Raw genomic sequence first — 17235 nt, 5'->3', positions numbered from 1 at the left:
TTATGCTGTGTTAAATATTGGTTGGGTGGGGTTTAGCGGGCGCACCGGGGGGCCTATAGGTTGCTTTTCGGTGGGGCGGGCCACACCCCCCCCCACGGGGTTATCGCCCCGATCCGTAGTCGCTGCCCGCGACACTCACGTTAGGGTGGAGCGCGGCGTTCGGGCCTCCTCTGCGGAGATCCGAGGCTGCAGGCGGTGAGGGGAGTGAACACAGAAGTGGTTGCGGGATCGCAGGCAATGACGCATCGATCGCGAGCGGTATACGTCGTTGTCGTGACAGCGGTGATCATCGCTGTTGCACAAGTCTTTTCGATGGCGACAGCAGGTCCGTCGAACGCGGAACCGACTCGCACACCCGACCAGCTCCTCGCCCAGTACAAGAAATTGAGCACCGACGCCGAGAAGTCGTCGGAGGCGATGCACAACGCTCAGATCGAGTACGACAAGCAGCGTGGCATCGTCACAGCGGCTCGTAAAGACTCGGCCGAGGCCCAGAAGAGTCTCGAGACCTCGCGCAAAACGCTCAGCTCATATCAGAAGCGCGTCGACACCATCGTGCGCGCCAGCTACAAGGGTGCGCGGGTCAACCGTCTCTATGCGGTGCTGGTCAGCGACTCGCCACAGTCATTGCTCGACCAGATGTCGGGCCTCGAGGTGATCTCCCGTCAGGCGTCGGCTGATCTCAAGGGGCTCAAGAAGGCACGCGCCCAGATGGCCGCAGCGAAGGCGAAGTCCGACCGCACCGCCGCAGAGGCGACGACTGCCGTCTCCGCTGCCGAGCGTGTGCGCGGCGACCTCCAGGCCAAGCAGGCAAACCTGCAGCTGCAGGCGGTCCAGGTGCGTGCCGTGTACGAGTCGATGACCGGCAAGCAACTCGGCGCACTTCGCGGCCCCAAGTTCGACTTCGATCCCCGGGCGGTGCCGAAGGGAACGTCCGCCGCGCTCGCTGCCGTGCAGGCTGCGCTCACCCGCATCGGCGATCCCTACGTCTGGGGCGCCACCGGACCCGACTCCTTCGACTGCTCCGGGTTGATGGTGTGGGCCTACCAGCAGGCGGGTAAAACGCTTCCGCGCTCGAGCGAGGCACAGATGGGCTCCGGAACGGCCGTCGACCGCGGCAACCTTCAGCCCGGCGACCTGATCATCTACTACCCGGATGCTCACCATGTCGGCATGTACGTCGGCGACGGCTACGTGATCCACGCGTCGACGTTCGGCGTGCCTGTCAAGGTGGTGCCGATCGACCAAGCCGGGCCGTACGCGGCCGCGCGGCGATACGCCTGATGCGCGGACAGCGTGCACGCTGAGGCCTCGGCTGCGCGCGTCGCGTGTGTGATCCTCGCTGCCGCGACACTCGCAGCGGGTGTGTCGGCCTGCTCGTCGGATAGTCAACCGCAGCAAGCGACGTCGTCGTCGGTCACGACGACGACCACGAACCCCAACATCTACCTGCAGGAGCGCTCGGAGGGCGTCGCGCGACTCCTCGACGACCTCACCCGCGCTCTGACGGACGGGGATCGTGCTCGCCTCGACGGACTCCTCGACTCCTCGACGTCTCCGACGTTCCGCGATTCTCTGAATGTCGCGGCCCAGAACCTCTCCGGAACAGGCACCCCCGCAGCGTCGTCGGCCGCAGCGACGCCGTCGGTGGCGAACCCCCAATCGGCAGAACGCCAGTCGGTAGTACCCCAGTCGGTAGTACCCCAGTCGGTAGTACCTCAGTCGACAAGCCCCCAGTCGCCGTCTTCGGAGTCCCAGCCTTCACCGACCACGGTGCCCGCGCGCGGAACCGCTCTGAAGCTCAAGGAGTTCGGCTACCAGCTCGCGTCGACGCAGGGCGCGGAGGTCCAGATGCCAGCAGAGCTTGCCGCGCGACTCGAAGCGCAGGGCAGCACCGACTCGTGGGTGGCGCCGGTGCAGTTGCGTTATGCGCTGGGCGGTGCCGGCACGCCGGGAGTCGACGAGCCGACGGTCACGCTGGATCGCGAGCTCGTGGTGGCGCGATACGGGGACAGCTGGAAACTGGTCGGCGACGCAACGCTTCTCGGCGACGACGCCCCGGCAACCCAGCTCTGGAACCTGCCGGGTCTCGAGGCCACGGACGTGCTCACCGGGGGAGGGCCGTCAGCAGTGGTGTCGTACCCGGGTACCGCCGTCACAGTGGATCGGACGCGACGCTCGCTGCGCCAGGCGGTATCGGCCGTCACCGCGTTCTGGGGTTCGGAGTGGCCGCGGCGGGCCGTCGTCGTCGCAACGGCGACCCCGGAGGAGTTCTCCGCGATCGCGCACAGTTCTGCGACCGACACCTCCGCCGCCGCGGCGGCCACCGTGTTCGATCGAGTCGACGGTGACACGGTGATCGGTCAGCGCGTCGTGCTCGCTCCGTCCGCCAACGACCTACCCGCCCCGGCTCTTGCCGTGGTCTTGCGGCACGAGCTCACGCACGTCGCGACGCGCTCGGTGACTGCAAAGGACGCGCCGCTGTGGATCACCGAGGGTGTTGCCGAATACGTCGGCCGTAAGGGAACCTACGTGCGTCTCGACGACGCCGCCCCGGATCTCGCCGCGCAGGTGCGGGCGGGGCAGAGTCCCGATGCGCTGCCGTCGGACGAGGATTTCGGTGTGGCGACTGACAAGTCGGCTCTGGCGTACCAGTCCGCGTGGGCGCTCGCGGCCTACGTCGCCGACCGCTACGGTGAAACACGTCTGAAGGCCCTCTATCGCGGGGTGGCGGCGTCGGGAGACGTCGGCCGACAAGACAACGCGATCGCGACTGCTCTCGGTGTCGATCGCAACCGTCTGATCGCCGACTGGCGCAGATGGCTCGCGGAACAGGTTCCGAGATAAGGAGTACGGTCCGTGCGTCGAACCCTGTTGGTGACCAACGACTTTCCGCCACGGGCCGGTGGGATCCAGTCGTATCTGCAGAATCTCGTCGACAGGTTGCCGCCCGAAGATGTCGTGGTCTACGCGCCCCGATGGAAGGGCAGCGTGGAATTCGATGCGCGACAACCGTATCGCGTCTACCGGCACCGGACGACGTTGATGCTGCCCACGCCATTCGTCGCGCGTCGCGCCGCAGAGATCATCCGCAGTGAGGGCATCGAGACCGTGTGGTTCGGTGCCGCGGCACCGCTCGCGGTGATGGCTCCCGCGATGCGTAGGGCGGGAGCTGAGCGCGTCATCGCCAGCACGCATGGCCACGAGGTGGGGTGGTCGATGCTGCCCGTTGCTCGACAAGTGCTGCGCCACATCGGAAACCACACCGACGCGATCACCTACGTCAGTAGGTACACCAGGGATCGCTTCGCTTCGGCCTTCGGCCGCGCTGCCTCACTCGAGTACCTTCCCCCCGGCGTCGACACCGATCGTTTCGCGCCGAATCCTGTTGCCCGCGAAGAGGTTCGCGCACGGTTGGGGCTCGGCGACGCTCCGACCATCTTGTGTCTGTCGCGGTTGGTGCCGCGGAAGGGGCAGGACATGCTCATCCGTGCCCTGCCGTTGATCCGCAAAGAGATGCCCGACGTCGTGCTGGTCATCGTCGGTGGTGGGCCATACGCCGACACACTGCACCGCCTCGCCCGCGAGGAGGGAGTGGCTGATCACGTGATCTTCACCGGTTCTGTTCCGGCAGAAGAACTTCCGGACTACCACAACATCGCCGACGTCTTCGCCATGCCTGCGCGCACACGCGGCGGAGGCCTCGACGTCGAGGGATTCGGAATCGTCTACCTCGAGGCGTCGGCGACGGGTGTGCCCGTCATCGCGGGACGCTCCGGTGGTGCTCCGGAGACCGTCGTCGAGGGTGAGACGGGCACCGTTGTCGACGGCCGCGACGTTCCGGCGATCGCGTTGGCAGCACTGGCGATGCTCGCCGATCGTTCAGCGGCTGCCGCGATGGGCGCCACCGGGCGCGTTGTCGCGCAGGACAGGTGGCAGTGGCGACATATGGCAGCGCGCCTACAGCAGTTGCTGTAGGCGCGCCTGCGTGATCTCAGTGGCTGTACGCCGCTACTTGGAGTAGAGCGCGTCGATGTCGTCGGAGAACTTGTCGACGACCACGTTGCGCTTCACCTTCAGGGTCGGAGTCATCTCGCCGGTTTCCTCGGAGAAGTCGGACGGCAGGATGCGGAACTTCTTGATCGCCTCTGCGTGTGAGACCGTCTTGTTCGCCTCGTCAACAGCGGCTTGGACCTCGCCGCGCAGCTTGGGATCGTTCATGAGGGAGGCGACGTCGGCGTCGGCCGGCAGACCCATCCGCTCCTTCCATCCAGGGAAGGCCTCGGGGTCGATCGTGATGAGCGCCGAGATGAACGGCTTCTGATCGCCGACGACAACCGCCTGCGACACCAGAGGGGCCGAGCGCAATACATCCTCGAGACCCGACGGCGAGACGTTCTTGCCGCCCGCGGTGACGATCAGTTCTTTCTTGCGACCGGTGATGGTGATGAAGCCCTCGGAATCGATGGTGCCGAGGTCGCCGGTGTGGAACCAGCCGTCTTCGAGTGCCTGAGCCGTGGCGTCCGGGTTGTTCCAATAGCCGTGGAAGACCACGCCGCCACTCAGCAGCACCTCGCCATCCTCGCCGAGGCGAACGGCGTTGCCGGCCACAGGCTTTCCGACGGTCCCGATCTTGAATTCACCCGGTGTGTTCACGCTGAAGGCCGCAGTGGTCTCGGTCAGTCCGTATCCCTCATACACCGGGATACCGATTCCGTTGAAGAAGTGCCCGAGCATCGCACCGAGGGGCGCGCCACCGGAGATGGCGAGCTCGCACTGCCCACCCAGCGCCGAGCGCAGCTTGCTGTAGACGAGGCGGTCGAACACGGCGTGCTTGACCTTGAGGAGCAGTGGGACGCTGCCTTGCTCCGACTTCACCGAGTACTCGATGGCAGTCGCGCTCGCGGCGTCGAAGATCTTGCCCTTGCCGCCGTCGGCGGCCGATTGGCGGGCAGAGTTGTACACCTTCTCGAAGACGCGGGGGACCGAGAGGATCAGTGACGGCCTGAACTGGCCGAACGTGGCGACGATGTTCTTGGTGTCGCCGGTGAAACCGACCTCGACCTGGGCCTCGATCGCGACGAGGGTGATCGCGTGTGCCAGAACGTGCGCGAGAGGCAAGAACATCAGCAGTCGCTTGCCCGGGGCGAGCAGGGTGCTCAGGTTGCCCTGCAGCACACCTCGGACCTCCGAGAGCATGTTGGAGTGCGTCAGCTCGCACCCCTTGGGGCGGCCGGTGGTTCCCGAGGTGTAGATCAGCGTCGCAGGGTCGGAAGCCTTGAGAGCTGCACGCCGCTTGGTGATCTCGTCGTCCGAGACATCCTTGCCCGCCTCGATGAGCAGTTCGACGGCACCGGGACCGGTCTTCGGATCGATCTGGAATACCTGGACGGCTGTGGGCAGATCGCCGACAGCCTCGAACTCTGCACGATGTCCGTCGTCCTCGACGATGATGGCGGAGGCGCCGGAATCCCGCATGATCCAGTCGATCTGGCCTGATGACGACGAGTCGTAGACCGGAACGGTTGTCGCGCCCGCGCACCAGATCGCGAAATCCACCAGGATCCACTCGAGCCGCGTGCGTGACAAGACCGCGACGCGGTCACCGGGAGCCACACCGGAGGCGATCAGTCCCTTGGCTATTGCCGTGATCTGCTTGGCGGCGTCGTCTGCCCGCACCGGAAGCCACTCGCCGCCTTCTTCGCGTCGGAAGACCGTCGAGGCGGGAGTGCGCTCGGCGAGACCGAACAAGATGTCAGTACAGTTCTCGTCCTCCTCGATCGTGAAATCGGCGGGGACGCTGTACTCGTTCAACGCAGCACTCATTCGTATCGACGACCTTTCGCCATCGTTGGCAATTGACACTCGTCGCCAATCGTATCCCCGGACTTTTCACGACCCACAACCGCGCCAAAGTTGTGTGACGTGTGAGGGGTCTATCCGCTCCCGTCGGGAGTATGTGAAGCTAAGAGGCGTGACGAGCATTCAAGTGGCGGATGAGACATTCGTCGCTGCGGCGCCCGCGCTGGTGGCAGCCGTGGTGGGTGATCGCGGACGATGGCGATCCTGGTGGCCCGATCTGCGCATGGAGGTGGCCGAGGATCGGGGTGCCGCGGGTATGCGTTGGCGGGTCGACGGTCCGGTGAGAGGAACGATGGAGTTCTGGTGCGAGCCGGTACTCGACGGGTTCGTGCTGCACTATTTCCTGCATGCAGAACCCACCGGTGATTCGACAGGAGTCGACGTGGCAGCGCTCAACCATGGTTACCGCGTGATCGGGAAGCGGGTGACGTTCGAGATCAAGGATCGTCTCGAATCAGGTCGCGCCCCAGGCGATCCCGCGATCAGTGAAAGTGTGGCGAGCTGATGGCCGACCATACCGAGCGTTCGATCGTCATCAACGCCGACGCCGCAGAGGTGATGGCTGTCATCTCCGACTTCGAGCACTACCCGGAGTGGGTCACGGCCGCGCGGGAGGTCGAGGTCACCGAACGCGACTCGGCGGGCAGGGCGTCGCAGGTGCGCTTCCTCCTCGATGCGGGCGTACTCCAGGACACCTACGTACTGCGCTACACGTGGGGTGCAGACGGCGATGAGGTCTCGTGGGTGCTGGTGTCGAGTGATCTGCAGAAGGACCAGCGCGGCCGGTACGTGCTCAGCCGGCAGGTCCCCGGTTCGACCAAGGTCACCTACGAGTTGATGGTCGACCTGCAGGTTCCGATGATCGGTCAGCTCAAGCGACGTGCCGAGAAGGCCATCACTGACGCAGCACTCAACGATCTCAAGAAGAGGGTCGAAGGCTGATCGACCTGACGCCCATTCACATCGTCTTCGGTCCGGGGGGATCCGGGGTGACCGCGATCGCGACCGCGGGCGCGGTCAGCCGACCCCGGACACGGAGACCAGAGGTGCGTTCACCGCTGGCCGCAGATCGGCACACGCTCCTGATCACGGTCGACCGCTGCTCGCCGGTTCCCGACGTGCTCGGTGTGTTCCGGTCACCCAGCGAGGTCGTCGCGGTGTCGGCACATCTGCACCTGCTCTGTCTCGAACGACTGACGTCGGCGACGACGTCGTGGGCGCTCTTCGCCGAACTCCTCGCCGACACCGTGCGACGCTCCAAGATCTCGTTGCCGTTCGTCGACACGCTCGCCGGAATCGACCAGGCGGAGGTGACATCGCTGCCCGGGGTCGAGGATGCGTTGTTGCTGCGGCGGATTCGTGACGAGGCGGTCAGCGGTCAGTGGCAGCGCATCGTCGTCGACCTGTCCGGGGCGGGCGACCCGTATGAGTTGCTCGACGCACCGTCGAAGCTCAGGCACATGCTCGATCGTTTGTGGCCGAGGCATCGCAGGCTCGCGGCCGCGGCCGACCGTCCCGCGGTCGCGCAACTGACCACCGCGGTCGACACCATCGACCGCGACTGCGCCGACGTCGCAGAACTACTGCGTGACGCCGATACCACCGCGGCCCACCTCGTGGTCGGGAGCGGGCATCGCGGAGCGCGGTCGCTACCGCATCAACTCGCGTCCATCGACCTGCTCGGACTTCCGCTGCGCACCATCTATCTCGACGACGCCACCGCCGAATCGGGGCGTCGGGAGCTGGTGCCCGACGAGATCGACGGCGTCCCCGGCGTCGAGATCCGTGGTGTCACGGCGCTCGATGCGCCGCTCGACCGGCCGGCACGTCTGAAGAAGCTCGGGGTGACGCTGCTCGCACCGTCGGGTCGCGCGCGCGGCTCGTCGGCGCTGTCGGTGGTCGGCGACGCCGCAGACGGTCTCGACACCACGTACGAATTGTCTTGGCCGCAAACGCTTCCCGACCCCGGTCGGTTCATGCTCGGACGCTCGGGCGACGACCTGCTCGTCACCGTCGACGGTCTGCGTCACTGCCTGCCGTTGCCGTCGGTGTTGCGGCGGTGCGTCGTCGACGATGCCGACTGGGATGGTGAACAGGTGCACATCCGGTTCCGTCCCGACCCGGCGGTATGGCCTCGACGGTGAGGTTGCGGGTACCGTTTCCGTGCACATGTCCCCGGTTGAGTCTCGGGGCCCGCGAGCAGCAAAGGACCAGCCGCCCGAGATGAGCAGCGACGACCGTGGCAATCCGTCGGGGGGACGGCAGACGCCGGGAGACCGCGACGACGCGTTCACCGGAGACCCCATCGGTGACCCTGTCCGCGACTTCGTGCTGGGCATCGCGGCGCAGATCGACCAACTCGCCGCCATCATCGGCGGAGGGGGACAGTCGGCGTCGAGCGGGGCGACTCGGGGAGCGGGCGCGCGACATCAGGCATTCGGCGACGTCGCAGGCGAGATCAGTTCACTCGTGGCCGAGATCGGCGATCTCGTCTCCAGGCTGATAGCCGCGCTCATCGCGGTACTCGAAGCCGTCGCGAACGCGCTACGCGCAACCCCTGCCACACACGCCTCACCGACCGCGCAGTACCAACCGATCTCGGTACGGATCGGTACGTCGACGTCGCACCGGACGGCCCCACGCCAGACGACGCGCGAGCAGGGCGACCAGCACGGCCCGGCGCGACAGAGCCCCGCCGGGCAGGAACCCAGCACGCACGACATGCATGACCCAGGCTCCTATTTACCCGATCCCTCCCGTTCCTTCGTTGACCGCAGGCACCTCGATGGCGAGACCGAGACGTGATGAGAACTGAGAAATAATGGGCGAGTTGACGATTGGCATCGACATCGGCGGCACCAGCGTCCGCGCCTCGGTGGTCGACGAACGCGGGCGGATGCTCGACACCCTGCGGGCCGCGACGCCGGGCACGGCGCTCACGCTCGAGCACTGCCTCGATCGGCTCGTCGGCGAGCTCACGTCACGGTGGGCGGCGCGCGCCGTCGGACTCGCGGTGGCGGGTTTTCTGACCCCTGATCGTCAGGTTGTCCGGTTCGCGCCGCACCTGCCGTGGCGTGAGGCGCGAGTCGCAGAGGACATGAGCGCGCGTATCGGTCTGCCGGTGGTCACCGAGCACGACGCCAACGCCGCGGCCGTCGCCGAGTTCCGATTCGGTGCTGCGGCGCGCGGACACAACTCGCTGGTCCTGGCCATCGGGACGGGCATCGGTGCCGGGTTGCTCATCGAGGGCGAGATCTATCGCGGAAGCTTCGGTGTGGCGCCGGAGCTCGGACATCTGACGGTCGTCCCCGACGGTAGGCCCTGCTCGTGCGGCAAGCGTGGTTGCTGGGAAAGGTATTGCAGCGGAACCGCTTTGGTCGACACCGTCGTCGAATTGCTCGCCGATGGCGATTGGGGGAGAAGCCAGCTCGCCGCCGACGTCGCAGCCGATCCCGGTTCACTGACGGGGCGTCGTGTCGCGGGTGCGGCCGCCGACGGTGACGCGGTGGCAATTGCGGCGTTCGCGGCGTTCGCAGCGTCGCTCGGTCAGGGCCTGGCGATGATCGCCGACATCTTCGACCCCGACCTGATCGTCCTCGCCGGCGGCGTCGGCGCGGCGTCGGGTCTGTTCCTCGACGAGGCGCGCGAGCACTACGCCAGATTGATCACCGGTTCGGGGCACCGGCAACTCGCGCGCATTCGAGGCACCCAGCTCGGCGAGAGTGCGGGCGTCATCGGCGCCGCGGAGGTGGCGCGCGCGGCACTACGGTCCGAGGATGTGGCGCTCGGCGATGCAGGGTGGTCGACGGCACACTGAGAGCACGCCCTATGGCCCACGCAGGTGTGGGCGCTTGAGTAGAGTCATCTCACAACGTCCCGTCGGCTCACTGCGAGACTCACCCCTCCTCGAGTTCTCACGGTGCTCTGTCCGGCGACGACTTCACCAGTGGCGACGCGGCGATGATGGAGTGAGTCTCAATGTGGTACTACCTGTTCAAGTACGTTCTCCTCGGACCGCTTCTGCGGGTACTCGGACGTCCTGAGATCGAAGGCCTCGAGAACCTCCCCGAACGCGGACCGGCGATTCTCGCCAGCAACCACCTGGCCGTGATGGACAGCTTCTTCCTGCCGCTGATGGTGCCCCGTCGGATCTACTTCCTCGCCAAGGCCGAGTACTTCAACGGCACCGGGATCAAGGGTCGTTTCCAGGCGTGGTTCTACACCGCCGTCGGTCAGATCCCGATCGACCGGACCGGTGCGGAGGCGGCTGCCGATGCGCTCAAGGCCGCGCGGGGCCAGCTCGAGGCAGGCAACCTGATGGGCATGTACCCGGAGGGCACCCGGTCGCCCGACGGCAATCTCTACAAGGGCAAGACGGGGCTGGCCCGAGTCGCGCTCGACACCGGGGTGCCGGTGATCCCCGTCGCCATGATCGGTACTGACACCTTCAACCCGCCCGGAACCGTGCTGCCGCGCCCGACCAGGGTCAAGGTGAAGATCGGCAAGCCGCTGAACTTCGCCCGCTACGAGGGCATGCAGGGCAACCGCTTCATCGAGCGTGCCGTGACCGACGAGATCATGTACGAGCTGATGCGGCTCTCCGGTCAGCAGTACGTCGACATCTACGCCGCCTCGCTCAAGGAGCCGAAGCCCGACGTGCAGGAGCCTGCGCAGCCGGGCGAGGCATCGGCTGCCTGACTCACATCGGCCGGTCGGGCGCAGGCGCCACGCGGGCCATGCCGCTCAAACGGATCGGATCTCGGCGAGCGGCTGATCGGCTGCCCGAGTGGCGGCCCGCGCGGGGGAGAACGGAAGCAGCCAGATCACGACCAGAGCGGCGATTCCCCACAGCGAGAACGCGTTTCCGACGATGTGGTCGAATACGGTCCAGTGTCGGGCCACCATCGGCAGGAACTGGTACGGGCCGACGGCGAAGATCAGGACGCCGCTGACGGCGATCGCGTTGTAGGCGACGTACGCGCGCCGTGAGTCGGTGCGCGCGGCCACCACAAGGCTCGTCAGGATCAGGGGAATCGACCACACCCAGTGGTGTGCCCACGATGTCGGCGAGACGAGGAGCCCCCAGACCGCGACGACGCAGGTCGCCAGGAGCGCGTTGACGCGCCCGTTCCGACCCGCACCCCGACCGAATGCCGGAGCGGGCTTGCAGGCGAACAGCGCTGCGCCGGCCAGCACCGTTGCCACGAGTGAACTCAGCACCCACGCGAGTTGTGCCGCGCTGGCCTCCGGGAGGAGTCGAATCCACATTGCATTCAGGTTCTGGTTGATCCGACCTGACGGATCACCGATGCGCGTGGTGTGGAACAAGGTGTGGGTCCAGTAGCCCCACGAGTCCGACGGCATCCAGATCCATGCCAGCGCCGCCGCGGCGACGAACGTCGCGGCAGCCGTGACGACCGCGCGCCAGCGTCGAGCCGATGCGAACAGCACGATGAAGACGAGCGGGGTCAGCTTGATCGCCGCCGCGAGCCCGACCAGCACGCCCTGTAGGGGTCCGAAGGCACGGCGGCGTCCCCGGCCGACGAGAAAGATGTCGACGACGATCATCGCCATGAGAATCACGTTGATCTGACCGAAGCCGAGCGTCATCCACATCGGATTGAGCCAGAGCGCGGCAGTGGAGACCACAAGAGCGAGCCACCATCGGTTGCCGATGCGCCCGACGGAGAGCACCGTCAGCACGATGTGCACGACGACGACGAGGAGTCCGATCGTGATCAGTGACATCACGACACCCGCGATGGTGAGCGTCATTGCGCCCAGCGGCACGAAGGCCATCGCGGCGAACGGCGGGTAGGTGAACGGCAGCCAGATGCCGTCGCTGGTGAACGGCATCGAGCCGTCGGCGTAAAGGCTCTGGCCCTGCTGCCAGATCTGTGCCCCGAGCCGGTAGACGTCGAGGTCGATGCGCGTTCTGGTACCGAAACTGCTGGTGAAAGGCACACCGATCATCTGGAGTAGCGACGACGCCGCGAATGCGACGACGATGAGCGCGCGCGCCCACCGCGTCGGAACCCACCGACGGAGCCGGGCGTCCGCGGCGCTGCAGAATGTGGGCATCGATGGCCTTTGTGTAGGCCCCGCGTCGGGGGCATGTGGGTCGGTCGGGTGTCGGTGTGCGCGTTCGGTGGCGAATACTTGGCGGTATGCGTTTCTTCTACGACTCGGAGTTTATCGAGGACGGCCGCACGATCGATCTCGTATCGATCGGTGTCGTCGCAGAGGACGGTCGTGAATATTATGCGGTGTCGACCGAATTCGATCCCGGGCGCGCCGGTAGTTGGGTGCGCGCCAACGTCCTGCCCAAGCTTCCGTCCCCCTCCTCGCCGCTGTGGCGGTCGCGGGCGCAGATCCGCGAAGGCCTGCTGGAGTTCCTGACGGAAAAAGGCAACGACATCGAGTTGTGGGCGTGGGTGGGTGCCTATGACCACGTCGTTCTGTGTCAGTTGTGGGGGCCGATGACCGAGCTGCCCCGCGCTGTTCCGCGTTTCACGCGTGAGCTCAAACAGCACTGGGAGGCTGCCGGTCGGCCGCCTCTGCCGTCCGCGCCCGACGACGCTCACGACGCCCTCAGTGATGCTCGACACAACCTGCGCAAGTGGGAGGCCATCGAGCGTGCCGGCGGTGTGCGTGCGTGAGCCCGGCTAGCCGACGGGGCCGACCTGCGGGGGCGTCGTCGGCGCCTATTACGCTGGAGGGGTGGTGAACTGGACCGTAGACGTTCCGATCGACGAACTTCCCGAACTGCCCCCGCTTCCCGGCGACCTGCAGGCGCGCTTTGCCGACGCCATGAGCAGGCCGGCACTCCAGCAGCCGAGCTGGGATCCCGAGGACGCCCACCGGATGCGTACGGTGCTCGAGAGTGTGCCGCCGATCTGCATGCCGGCAGAGGTCGAGGCGCTGTCGTCGCAGCTCGCCGATGTCGCTGAGGGCCGCGCCTTTCTGCTGCAGGGCGGCGACTGCGCGGAGACGTTCGCCGACAACACCGAACCGCACATCAAGGGCAACATCCGCACGTTGCTGCAGATGGCCGTTGTACTGACCTACGGCGCGAGCCTGCCGGTCGTGAAGGTGGCCCGCATCGCCGGGCAGTACGCCAAGCCACGCTCGGCCGACGTCGACGCGCTCGGCCTGACGTCGTACCGCGGCGACATGGTCAACGGATTCCCGCCCGTCGAGGCGGCACGAGTGCACGATCCGTCCCGCCTGGTCCGCGCGTACGCCAACGCGTCGGCAGCGATGAACCTGGTGCGCGCACTGACCGGTGCCGAAGCCGACCTGCGTCGTGTCCACGATTGGAATCGCGAGTTCGTCCGGACGTCACCCGCCGGCGCGCGGTATGAGGCCCTCGCAGGCGAGATCGACCGCGGCCTGAAGTTCATGGACGCCTGCGGCGTCACCGATTCGAGCCTGAAGTCCGCCGCGATCTTCGCCTCACACGAAGCGCTCGTGCTCGACTACGAGCGCGCGATGCTGCGCCTGGCCGACAATCCCGACCTCGACGGTTCCGGCAATGCGTCCGAACTCGACGAGAAGGTGCTCTACGACCTTTCGGCGCACTTCCTCTGGATCGGCGAGCGCACCCGCCAACTCGACGGTGCGCACATCGCGTTCGCCGAGCTGATCCGTAACCCCATCGGGGTCAAGGTCGGACCGACGACGACGCCGGAGCAGGCCGTCGAATACGTCGAACGGCTCGACCCGCACAACCGTCCCGGACGGCTGACCTTCGTTGCCCGCATGGGCAACTCGAAGGTGCGCGAGGTGCTGCCGCCGATCGTGAGCGCGGTGGAGGCGACCGGCCACAAGGTGATCTGGCAGTCCGATCCGATGCACGGGAACACCCACACCTCGCCGACCGGGTACAAGACCAGGCACTTCGACCGCGTCGTCGACGAGGTGCAGGGCTTCTTCGAGGTCCATCACGCGCTCGGTACACACCCGGGTGGTATCCACATCGAGCTCACCGGAGAGAACGTGACCGAGTGTCTCGGTGGCGCACAGGACATCTCCGACGTCGACCTGGCGGGCCGATACGAGACCGCGTGCGATCCGCGGCTCAACACCCAGCAGTCGCTGGAACTGGCATTCCTCGTCGCGGAGATGTTGCGCGGCTGAGCATCTCGACGTCCTGAGCGGTCAGCCCACGATCAGCGCGCCGACCCACCAGCCGGCCGAGCCGACGCCTGCGGCCACCAGCAGGACGACGGTCAGCCAGATCAGCGCCTGCAGTCTTCCGCGCCCAGGGTCGTGGGTCGGTGTGTCGTCGGTCGGTCGATCGGGAATCACCGTGGGGCGCTTGGTCGTCGCGGGTGGCGCTGTGGTCGGTTGGGGACGCGCAACGAGCGACTCCGCGACCGGTTGCTGTGCGGTCGCGGGGACAGCGCGCGGCGCAACGGGGCGCGGTTGTGGACGCACCGCGGCGGCCTGCGCCGCGCGTATCCGGAGCATCGTCTCCCGCTCGGCCGAGCGGCGCGGTGCGGGAACGGTGAACGGCGGCAGGTCGAGGTCGTCGGCCGCGGCGAGCAGGGCGTCGCGCATCTCGAAGGCGTCGACGTAGCGGTCGCGCGGCCGACGTTCCGTCGCGCGCAGGATCACTTCGTCGATCTCCTCGGGTACGCCGTCGATCACGTCGCCGGGGGCCGGGACGTCGTAGGAGAGTCGCTGGTAGGCGAGTGCCAGTGGCGAGTCGCCGTGGAAAGGTGTTCTGCCGGTGAGTAATTCGAACATCATGACGCCCATGGAGTAGACGTCGCTCCTGGCGTCGGCGTCGGCCGACTCGACCTGCTCGGGCGACAGATACGCCGCCGTACCCAGGATGACGCTCGCCGACGTGACGCCGGCCTCGGCGACCGCGCGCACCAGTCCGAAGTCGGCGACCTTGACCTCGCCCGCGTCGGAGATCAGCACGTTCTCGGGTTTGACGTCGCGGTGGACGAGGCCTGCTCGATGCGCGGTGCCGAGACCGCCGAGGACGGGATCGGCGACCGCGACGACGGCGTGCGGCGGCATGGGACCGCGCTCGCGCAGCAGTTCGCGCAGGCTGCCGCCCTCGACGAGTTCCATCACGAGAAACGCCGTGCCGTCGTCGATGCCCTGGTCGTAGACCGCGACGAGACCGGGATGCTTGAGGCCCGCGACCGCCCGCGCCTCGAACTCGAAGCGGCGCACGAACTGTGGATCGCCCGAGTAGCGTCGATCCATCACCTTGACCGCGACGTCGCGACCCAACCGCAGATCGGCGCCCAGATAGACCGCCGACATTCCGCCGCGCGCGATGGGCGCGTCGAGGCGGTAGCGGTCCTCGAGGACCGCACCGAGCAGGGTGTCGGCCGGGCTGTTCACGACGTCGAATCTACCCGGCACCACCGACCGCGGGCCCGTACGTACACGCCGTGGCGTGTGCTGGACGACGAGTTGTACACAGCGTGACGACCGCCTGTCGGCATGCACGGCGAAACGGTAATCTCAGGCGGGTGAGTTCTCTGCCCCTCTCGACCGACAACCTCCCCGCCGACACCCCCACCTATTCGCTCGACGATGTCGCCGCACGCCTGCATGTCTCGACGAACAAGGTGCGCAACCTCATCCGGGATCATCACCTGCTCGCGATCTCGCGTAACGGTCAGCCCGCGGTGCCGCAAGTGTTCTTCGACGACGAAGGCATCGCGAAGCACTTCACCGGACTCGTCGACGTGTTGTTCGACGGCGGCTACACGCGCGACGAGATCATGACGTGGCTGTTCACCGAACAGGACGACCTCGGCCTGACGCCCGCGGACGCGCTGCACACCCACTCCGCGCGCGAAGTCATCCGTCGCGCGCAGGCACAGGCGTTCTGACGCCCCACATACGACGTCCGAGAGCACCGATCCGCAGTGGATCGGTCCGCATCACCGACGCTGCCGCGAGGCCACCGAGCGCCAGCGCCAACAGCGTCTCGGGCAGTTTGTAGAACAAGATCGAGTCGTCGGGCTGAAAGACGATCAGCATGAACGTCGAGATTCCGACGACCAGCGAGCGCACCCACGTCGGAAGCGTGAACGCCACGGCCAGGCACAGCACCCACGTGTAGTACCAGGGGAGCGTCGACGGTTCGAGGACCACGACGGCCAGCATGGCGAGCACGATGCCCGCCATCGCGTCGCGCTCGGAATGCCGCTGCCGCCACCACAACACGACGAGGATGACCGCGAGCAGAACCTCGCCGACGAGCCGGGTGATCGGCAGCACGGTCTGCAGGTTGAGCGGTGTGAACGGCGCGGCGACGAGTGTCACGAGGTGAGCGACAACCGTCGGCAACGTAAACCAGTTCACGATCCGATCCGCCCAGCCCAAACCAGTGAGCCAACCCAGGCCCAGCCTGACGAGCGCGGTCCACGCCGCGAACACGGCGACGGTGATGCCCACGATCGCGGCGAGCACGAGTGCCACGTCGCGCGCGCCCACCTGGCGCCGTTCTCGGATGTGCGCCAACCAGATCCACAGCACGAAGGGGACCGCGATCCCCGCGGTGATCTTGATCGAGACCGCACACCCGAGCAGCACGAGCCCGCCGACGTGGCGCCCGGTGACGACCAACGCCATCCCCGCGGACAACACACCCATCATGAGTAGTTCGACGTGCGGTCCGCCCACCAGGTGGATCAGGACGAGCGGGTTGAACAGCACCAGCCACAGTCCAGCGGCGGGCGACGCCCCGAAGTGACGGGCGAGGCGCGGAATTGCCCAGAGCGACAACAGGAGTCCCGGCAGCAGTACCAGTCGCATGGCGAGCACACCCAGGATGACGTGCTCGCCGGTCACCGCGACGACCAGGTGCGTCACCCACACGAAGAGCGGGCCATAGGGGGCCGTGGTCGACGCCCAGACCTGCGCCATGCTGTCGACGAGCGGTCCCGGATTGTGCGCCGGGCCGTCGGCGTACGGCGAGAAGCCCGCCCCGAACAGGGCGCCCTGCCCGAGGTAGGCGTAGACGTCGCGACTGTAGAGCGGCACGGTCACCATCAACGGCGCGGCCCACGCCAGCACCCACCTGCCCAGGTGAAGCCCGCTGTGATCACGCGTGCGGTCGCACACGATGCGCCCCAGGCGTATCCACGCGATGACCATCAGCGTCACGCCGACCCAGAATGTGATGCCACACAGCGATTTACCGTGCCCGTAGGTGAGCCAGCTCAGTCCGGTATCGGTCAGGATCGGATGGTTGCGAGGTATGTCTGCGATGCCGAAACCGCCGAGGCACACCATGATCGAGCCGATCAGGCCCGCGATGAGGGTGCGCCGCGTCGTCGTCGACGATGTGCGACCGGCGCTCGCGTCGGCGTCCACTTTCACGTCGGTGTCCATGCT

Annotated in this window: 16 protein-coding genes; 12 read left to right on the top strand and 4 right to left on the bottom strand. The window is 66.9% G+C overall.

Annotated features, from left to right (window positions below):
• The first annotated feature begins 312 nt into the window (after window positions 1-312).
• The 3 genes from A5777_RS05920 to A5777_RS05910 are packed head-to-tail and all read left to right on the top strand — an operon-like array spanning window position 313 to window position 3978.
• A complete protein-coding gene (locus A5777_RS05920) occupies window positions 313-1284 on the top strand; it encodes a C40 family peptidase (protein ID WP_376782644.1) in 972 nt (323 codons plus the stop codon).
• Window positions 1285-1296: 12 nt separating this feature from the next.
• Window positions 1297-2847, top strand: coding sequence for a peptidase MA family metallohydrolase (locus A5777_RS05915; RefSeq protein WP_064861960.1), 1551 nt, complete (start codon window positions 1297-1299; stop codon window positions 2845-2847).
• A 12-nt stretch (window positions 2848-2859) separates the two neighbouring features.
• On the top strand, window positions 2860-3978 hold the full coding sequence (locus A5777_RS05910; RefSeq protein ID WP_064861959.1) for a glycosyltransferase family 4 protein: 1119 nt from the start codon (window positions 2860-2862) through the stop codon (window positions 3976-3978).
• A 33-nt stretch (window positions 3979-4011) separates the two neighbouring features.
• Here the strand turns inward: A5777_RS05910 and A5777_RS05905 are convergent, their stop codons facing one another.
• The gene (locus tag A5777_RS05905) at window positions 4012-5826 is read right to left on the bottom strand and encodes an AMP-dependent synthetase/ligase (RefSeq protein ID WP_231894962.1); all 1815 of its coding nucleotides are present in this window, start codon (window positions 5824-5826) and stop codon (window positions 4012-4014) included.
• A gap of 148 nt (window positions 5827-5974) precedes the next feature.
• On the opposite strand from A5777_RS05905, the gene A5777_RS05900 reads away from it, so the two are divergent.
• The 6 genes from A5777_RS05900 (at window position 5975) to A5777_RS05875 (ending at window position 10560) form a co-directional block, all read left to right on the top strand.
• The gene (locus A5777_RS05900; protein WP_064861958.1) at window positions 5975-6367 is read left to right on the top strand and encodes a hypothetical protein; all 393 of its coding nucleotides are present in this window, start codon (window positions 5975-5977) and stop codon (window positions 6365-6367) included.
• Window positions 6367-6804 (top strand): SRPBCC family protein, encoded by a 438-nt coding sequence (locus A5777_RS05895; protein WP_005205555.1) that lies wholly within the window; start codon window positions 6367-6369, stop codon window positions 6802-6804. Before A5777_RS05900 ends, A5777_RS05895 begins: the two co-directional genes overlap by 1 nt.
• A 20-nt stretch (window positions 6805-6824) precedes the next feature.
• Window positions 6825-8006 (top strand): ArsA-related P-loop ATPase, encoded by a 1182-nt coding sequence (locus A5777_RS05890; protein ID WP_064861957.1) that lies wholly within the window; start codon window positions 6825-6827, stop codon window positions 8004-8006.
• A 79-nt stretch (window positions 8007-8085) separates the two neighbouring features.
• Entirely contained in the window at window positions 8086-8667 is a 582-nt protein-coding gene (locus A5777_RS05885) for a hypothetical protein (protein WP_064861956.1), read from the top strand.
• Between the two features lie 16 nt (window positions 8668-8683).
• The gene (locus A5777_RS05880) at window positions 8684-9679 is read left to right on the top strand and encodes an ROK family protein (RefSeq protein WP_064861955.1); all 996 of its coding nucleotides are present in this window, start codon (window positions 8684-8686) and stop codon (window positions 9677-9679) included.
• 161 nt (window positions 9680-9840) lie between these two features.
• On the top strand, window positions 9841-10560 hold the full coding sequence (locus A5777_RS05875; RefSeq protein WP_064861954.1) for a lysophospholipid acyltransferase family protein: 720 nt from the start codon (window positions 9841-9843) through the stop codon (window positions 10558-10560).
• 45 nt (window positions 10561-10605) lie between these two features.
• On the opposite strand, the gene A5777_RS05870 is transcribed toward A5777_RS05875, so the two are convergent.
• Window positions 10606-11943, bottom strand: coding sequence for a glycosyltransferase 87 family protein (locus tag A5777_RS05870; RefSeq protein ID WP_064861953.1), 1338 nt, complete (start codon window positions 11941-11943; stop codon window positions 10606-10608).
• Window positions 11944-12029: 86 nt separating this feature from the next.
• Here A5777_RS05870 and A5777_RS05865 point away from each other — a divergent pair, with 86 nt between their 5' ends.
• Together A5777_RS05865 and A5777_RS05860 are read left to right on the top strand one after the other, a co-directional pair.
• Complete coding sequence (locus A5777_RS05865) at window positions 12030-12521, top strand: polyadenylate-specific 3'-exoribonuclease AS (protein WP_064861964.1); 492 nt, start codon at window positions 12030-12032, stop codon at window positions 12519-12521.
• A gap of 61 nt (window positions 12522-12582) precedes the next feature.
• The gene (locus tag A5777_RS05860) at window positions 12583-14001 is read left to right on the top strand and encodes a class II 3-deoxy-7-phosphoheptulonate synthase (protein WP_064861952.1); all 1419 of its coding nucleotides are present in this window, start codon (window positions 12583-12585) and stop codon (window positions 13999-14001) included.
• Between the two features lie 21 nt (window positions 14002-14022).
• Here the strand turns inward: A5777_RS05860 and A5777_RS05855 are convergent, their stop codons facing one another.
• Window positions 14023-15228: a protein kinase domain-containing protein gene (locus tag A5777_RS05855; protein WP_064861951.1), complete on the bottom strand. Its 1206-nt coding sequence runs from the start codon at window positions 15226-15228 to the stop codon at window positions 14023-14025.
• A gap of 131 nt (window positions 15229-15359) precedes the next feature.
• Here A5777_RS05855 and A5777_RS05850 point away from each other — a divergent pair, with 131 nt between their 5' ends.
• A complete protein-coding gene (locus A5777_RS05850; RefSeq protein WP_064861950.1) occupies window positions 15360-15725 on the top strand; it encodes an Rv2175c family DNA-binding protein in 366 nt (121 codons plus the stop codon).
• Here A5777_RS05850 and A5777_RS05845 read toward each other — a convergent pair.
• Window positions 15694-17232, bottom strand: a complete 1539-nt coding sequence (locus A5777_RS05845; protein WP_064861949.1) for an alpha-(1->6)-mannopyranosyltransferase A — start codon at window positions 17230-17232, stop codon at window positions 15694-15696. The genes A5777_RS05850 and A5777_RS05845 overlap by 32 nt on opposite strands.
• Between the last annotated feature and the right edge of the window lie 3 nt (window positions 17233-17235).

It is taken from the genome of Gordonia sp. 852002-10350_SCH5691597 (assembly GCF_001665715.1).
GTDB lineage: Bacteria > Actinomycetota > Actinomycetes > Mycobacteriales > Mycobacteriaceae > Gordonia > Gordonia sputi.
The sequence above is the reverse complement of the archived record's forward strand: the minus strand, read 5'-3'. Positions and strand labels throughout refer to the sequence as shown.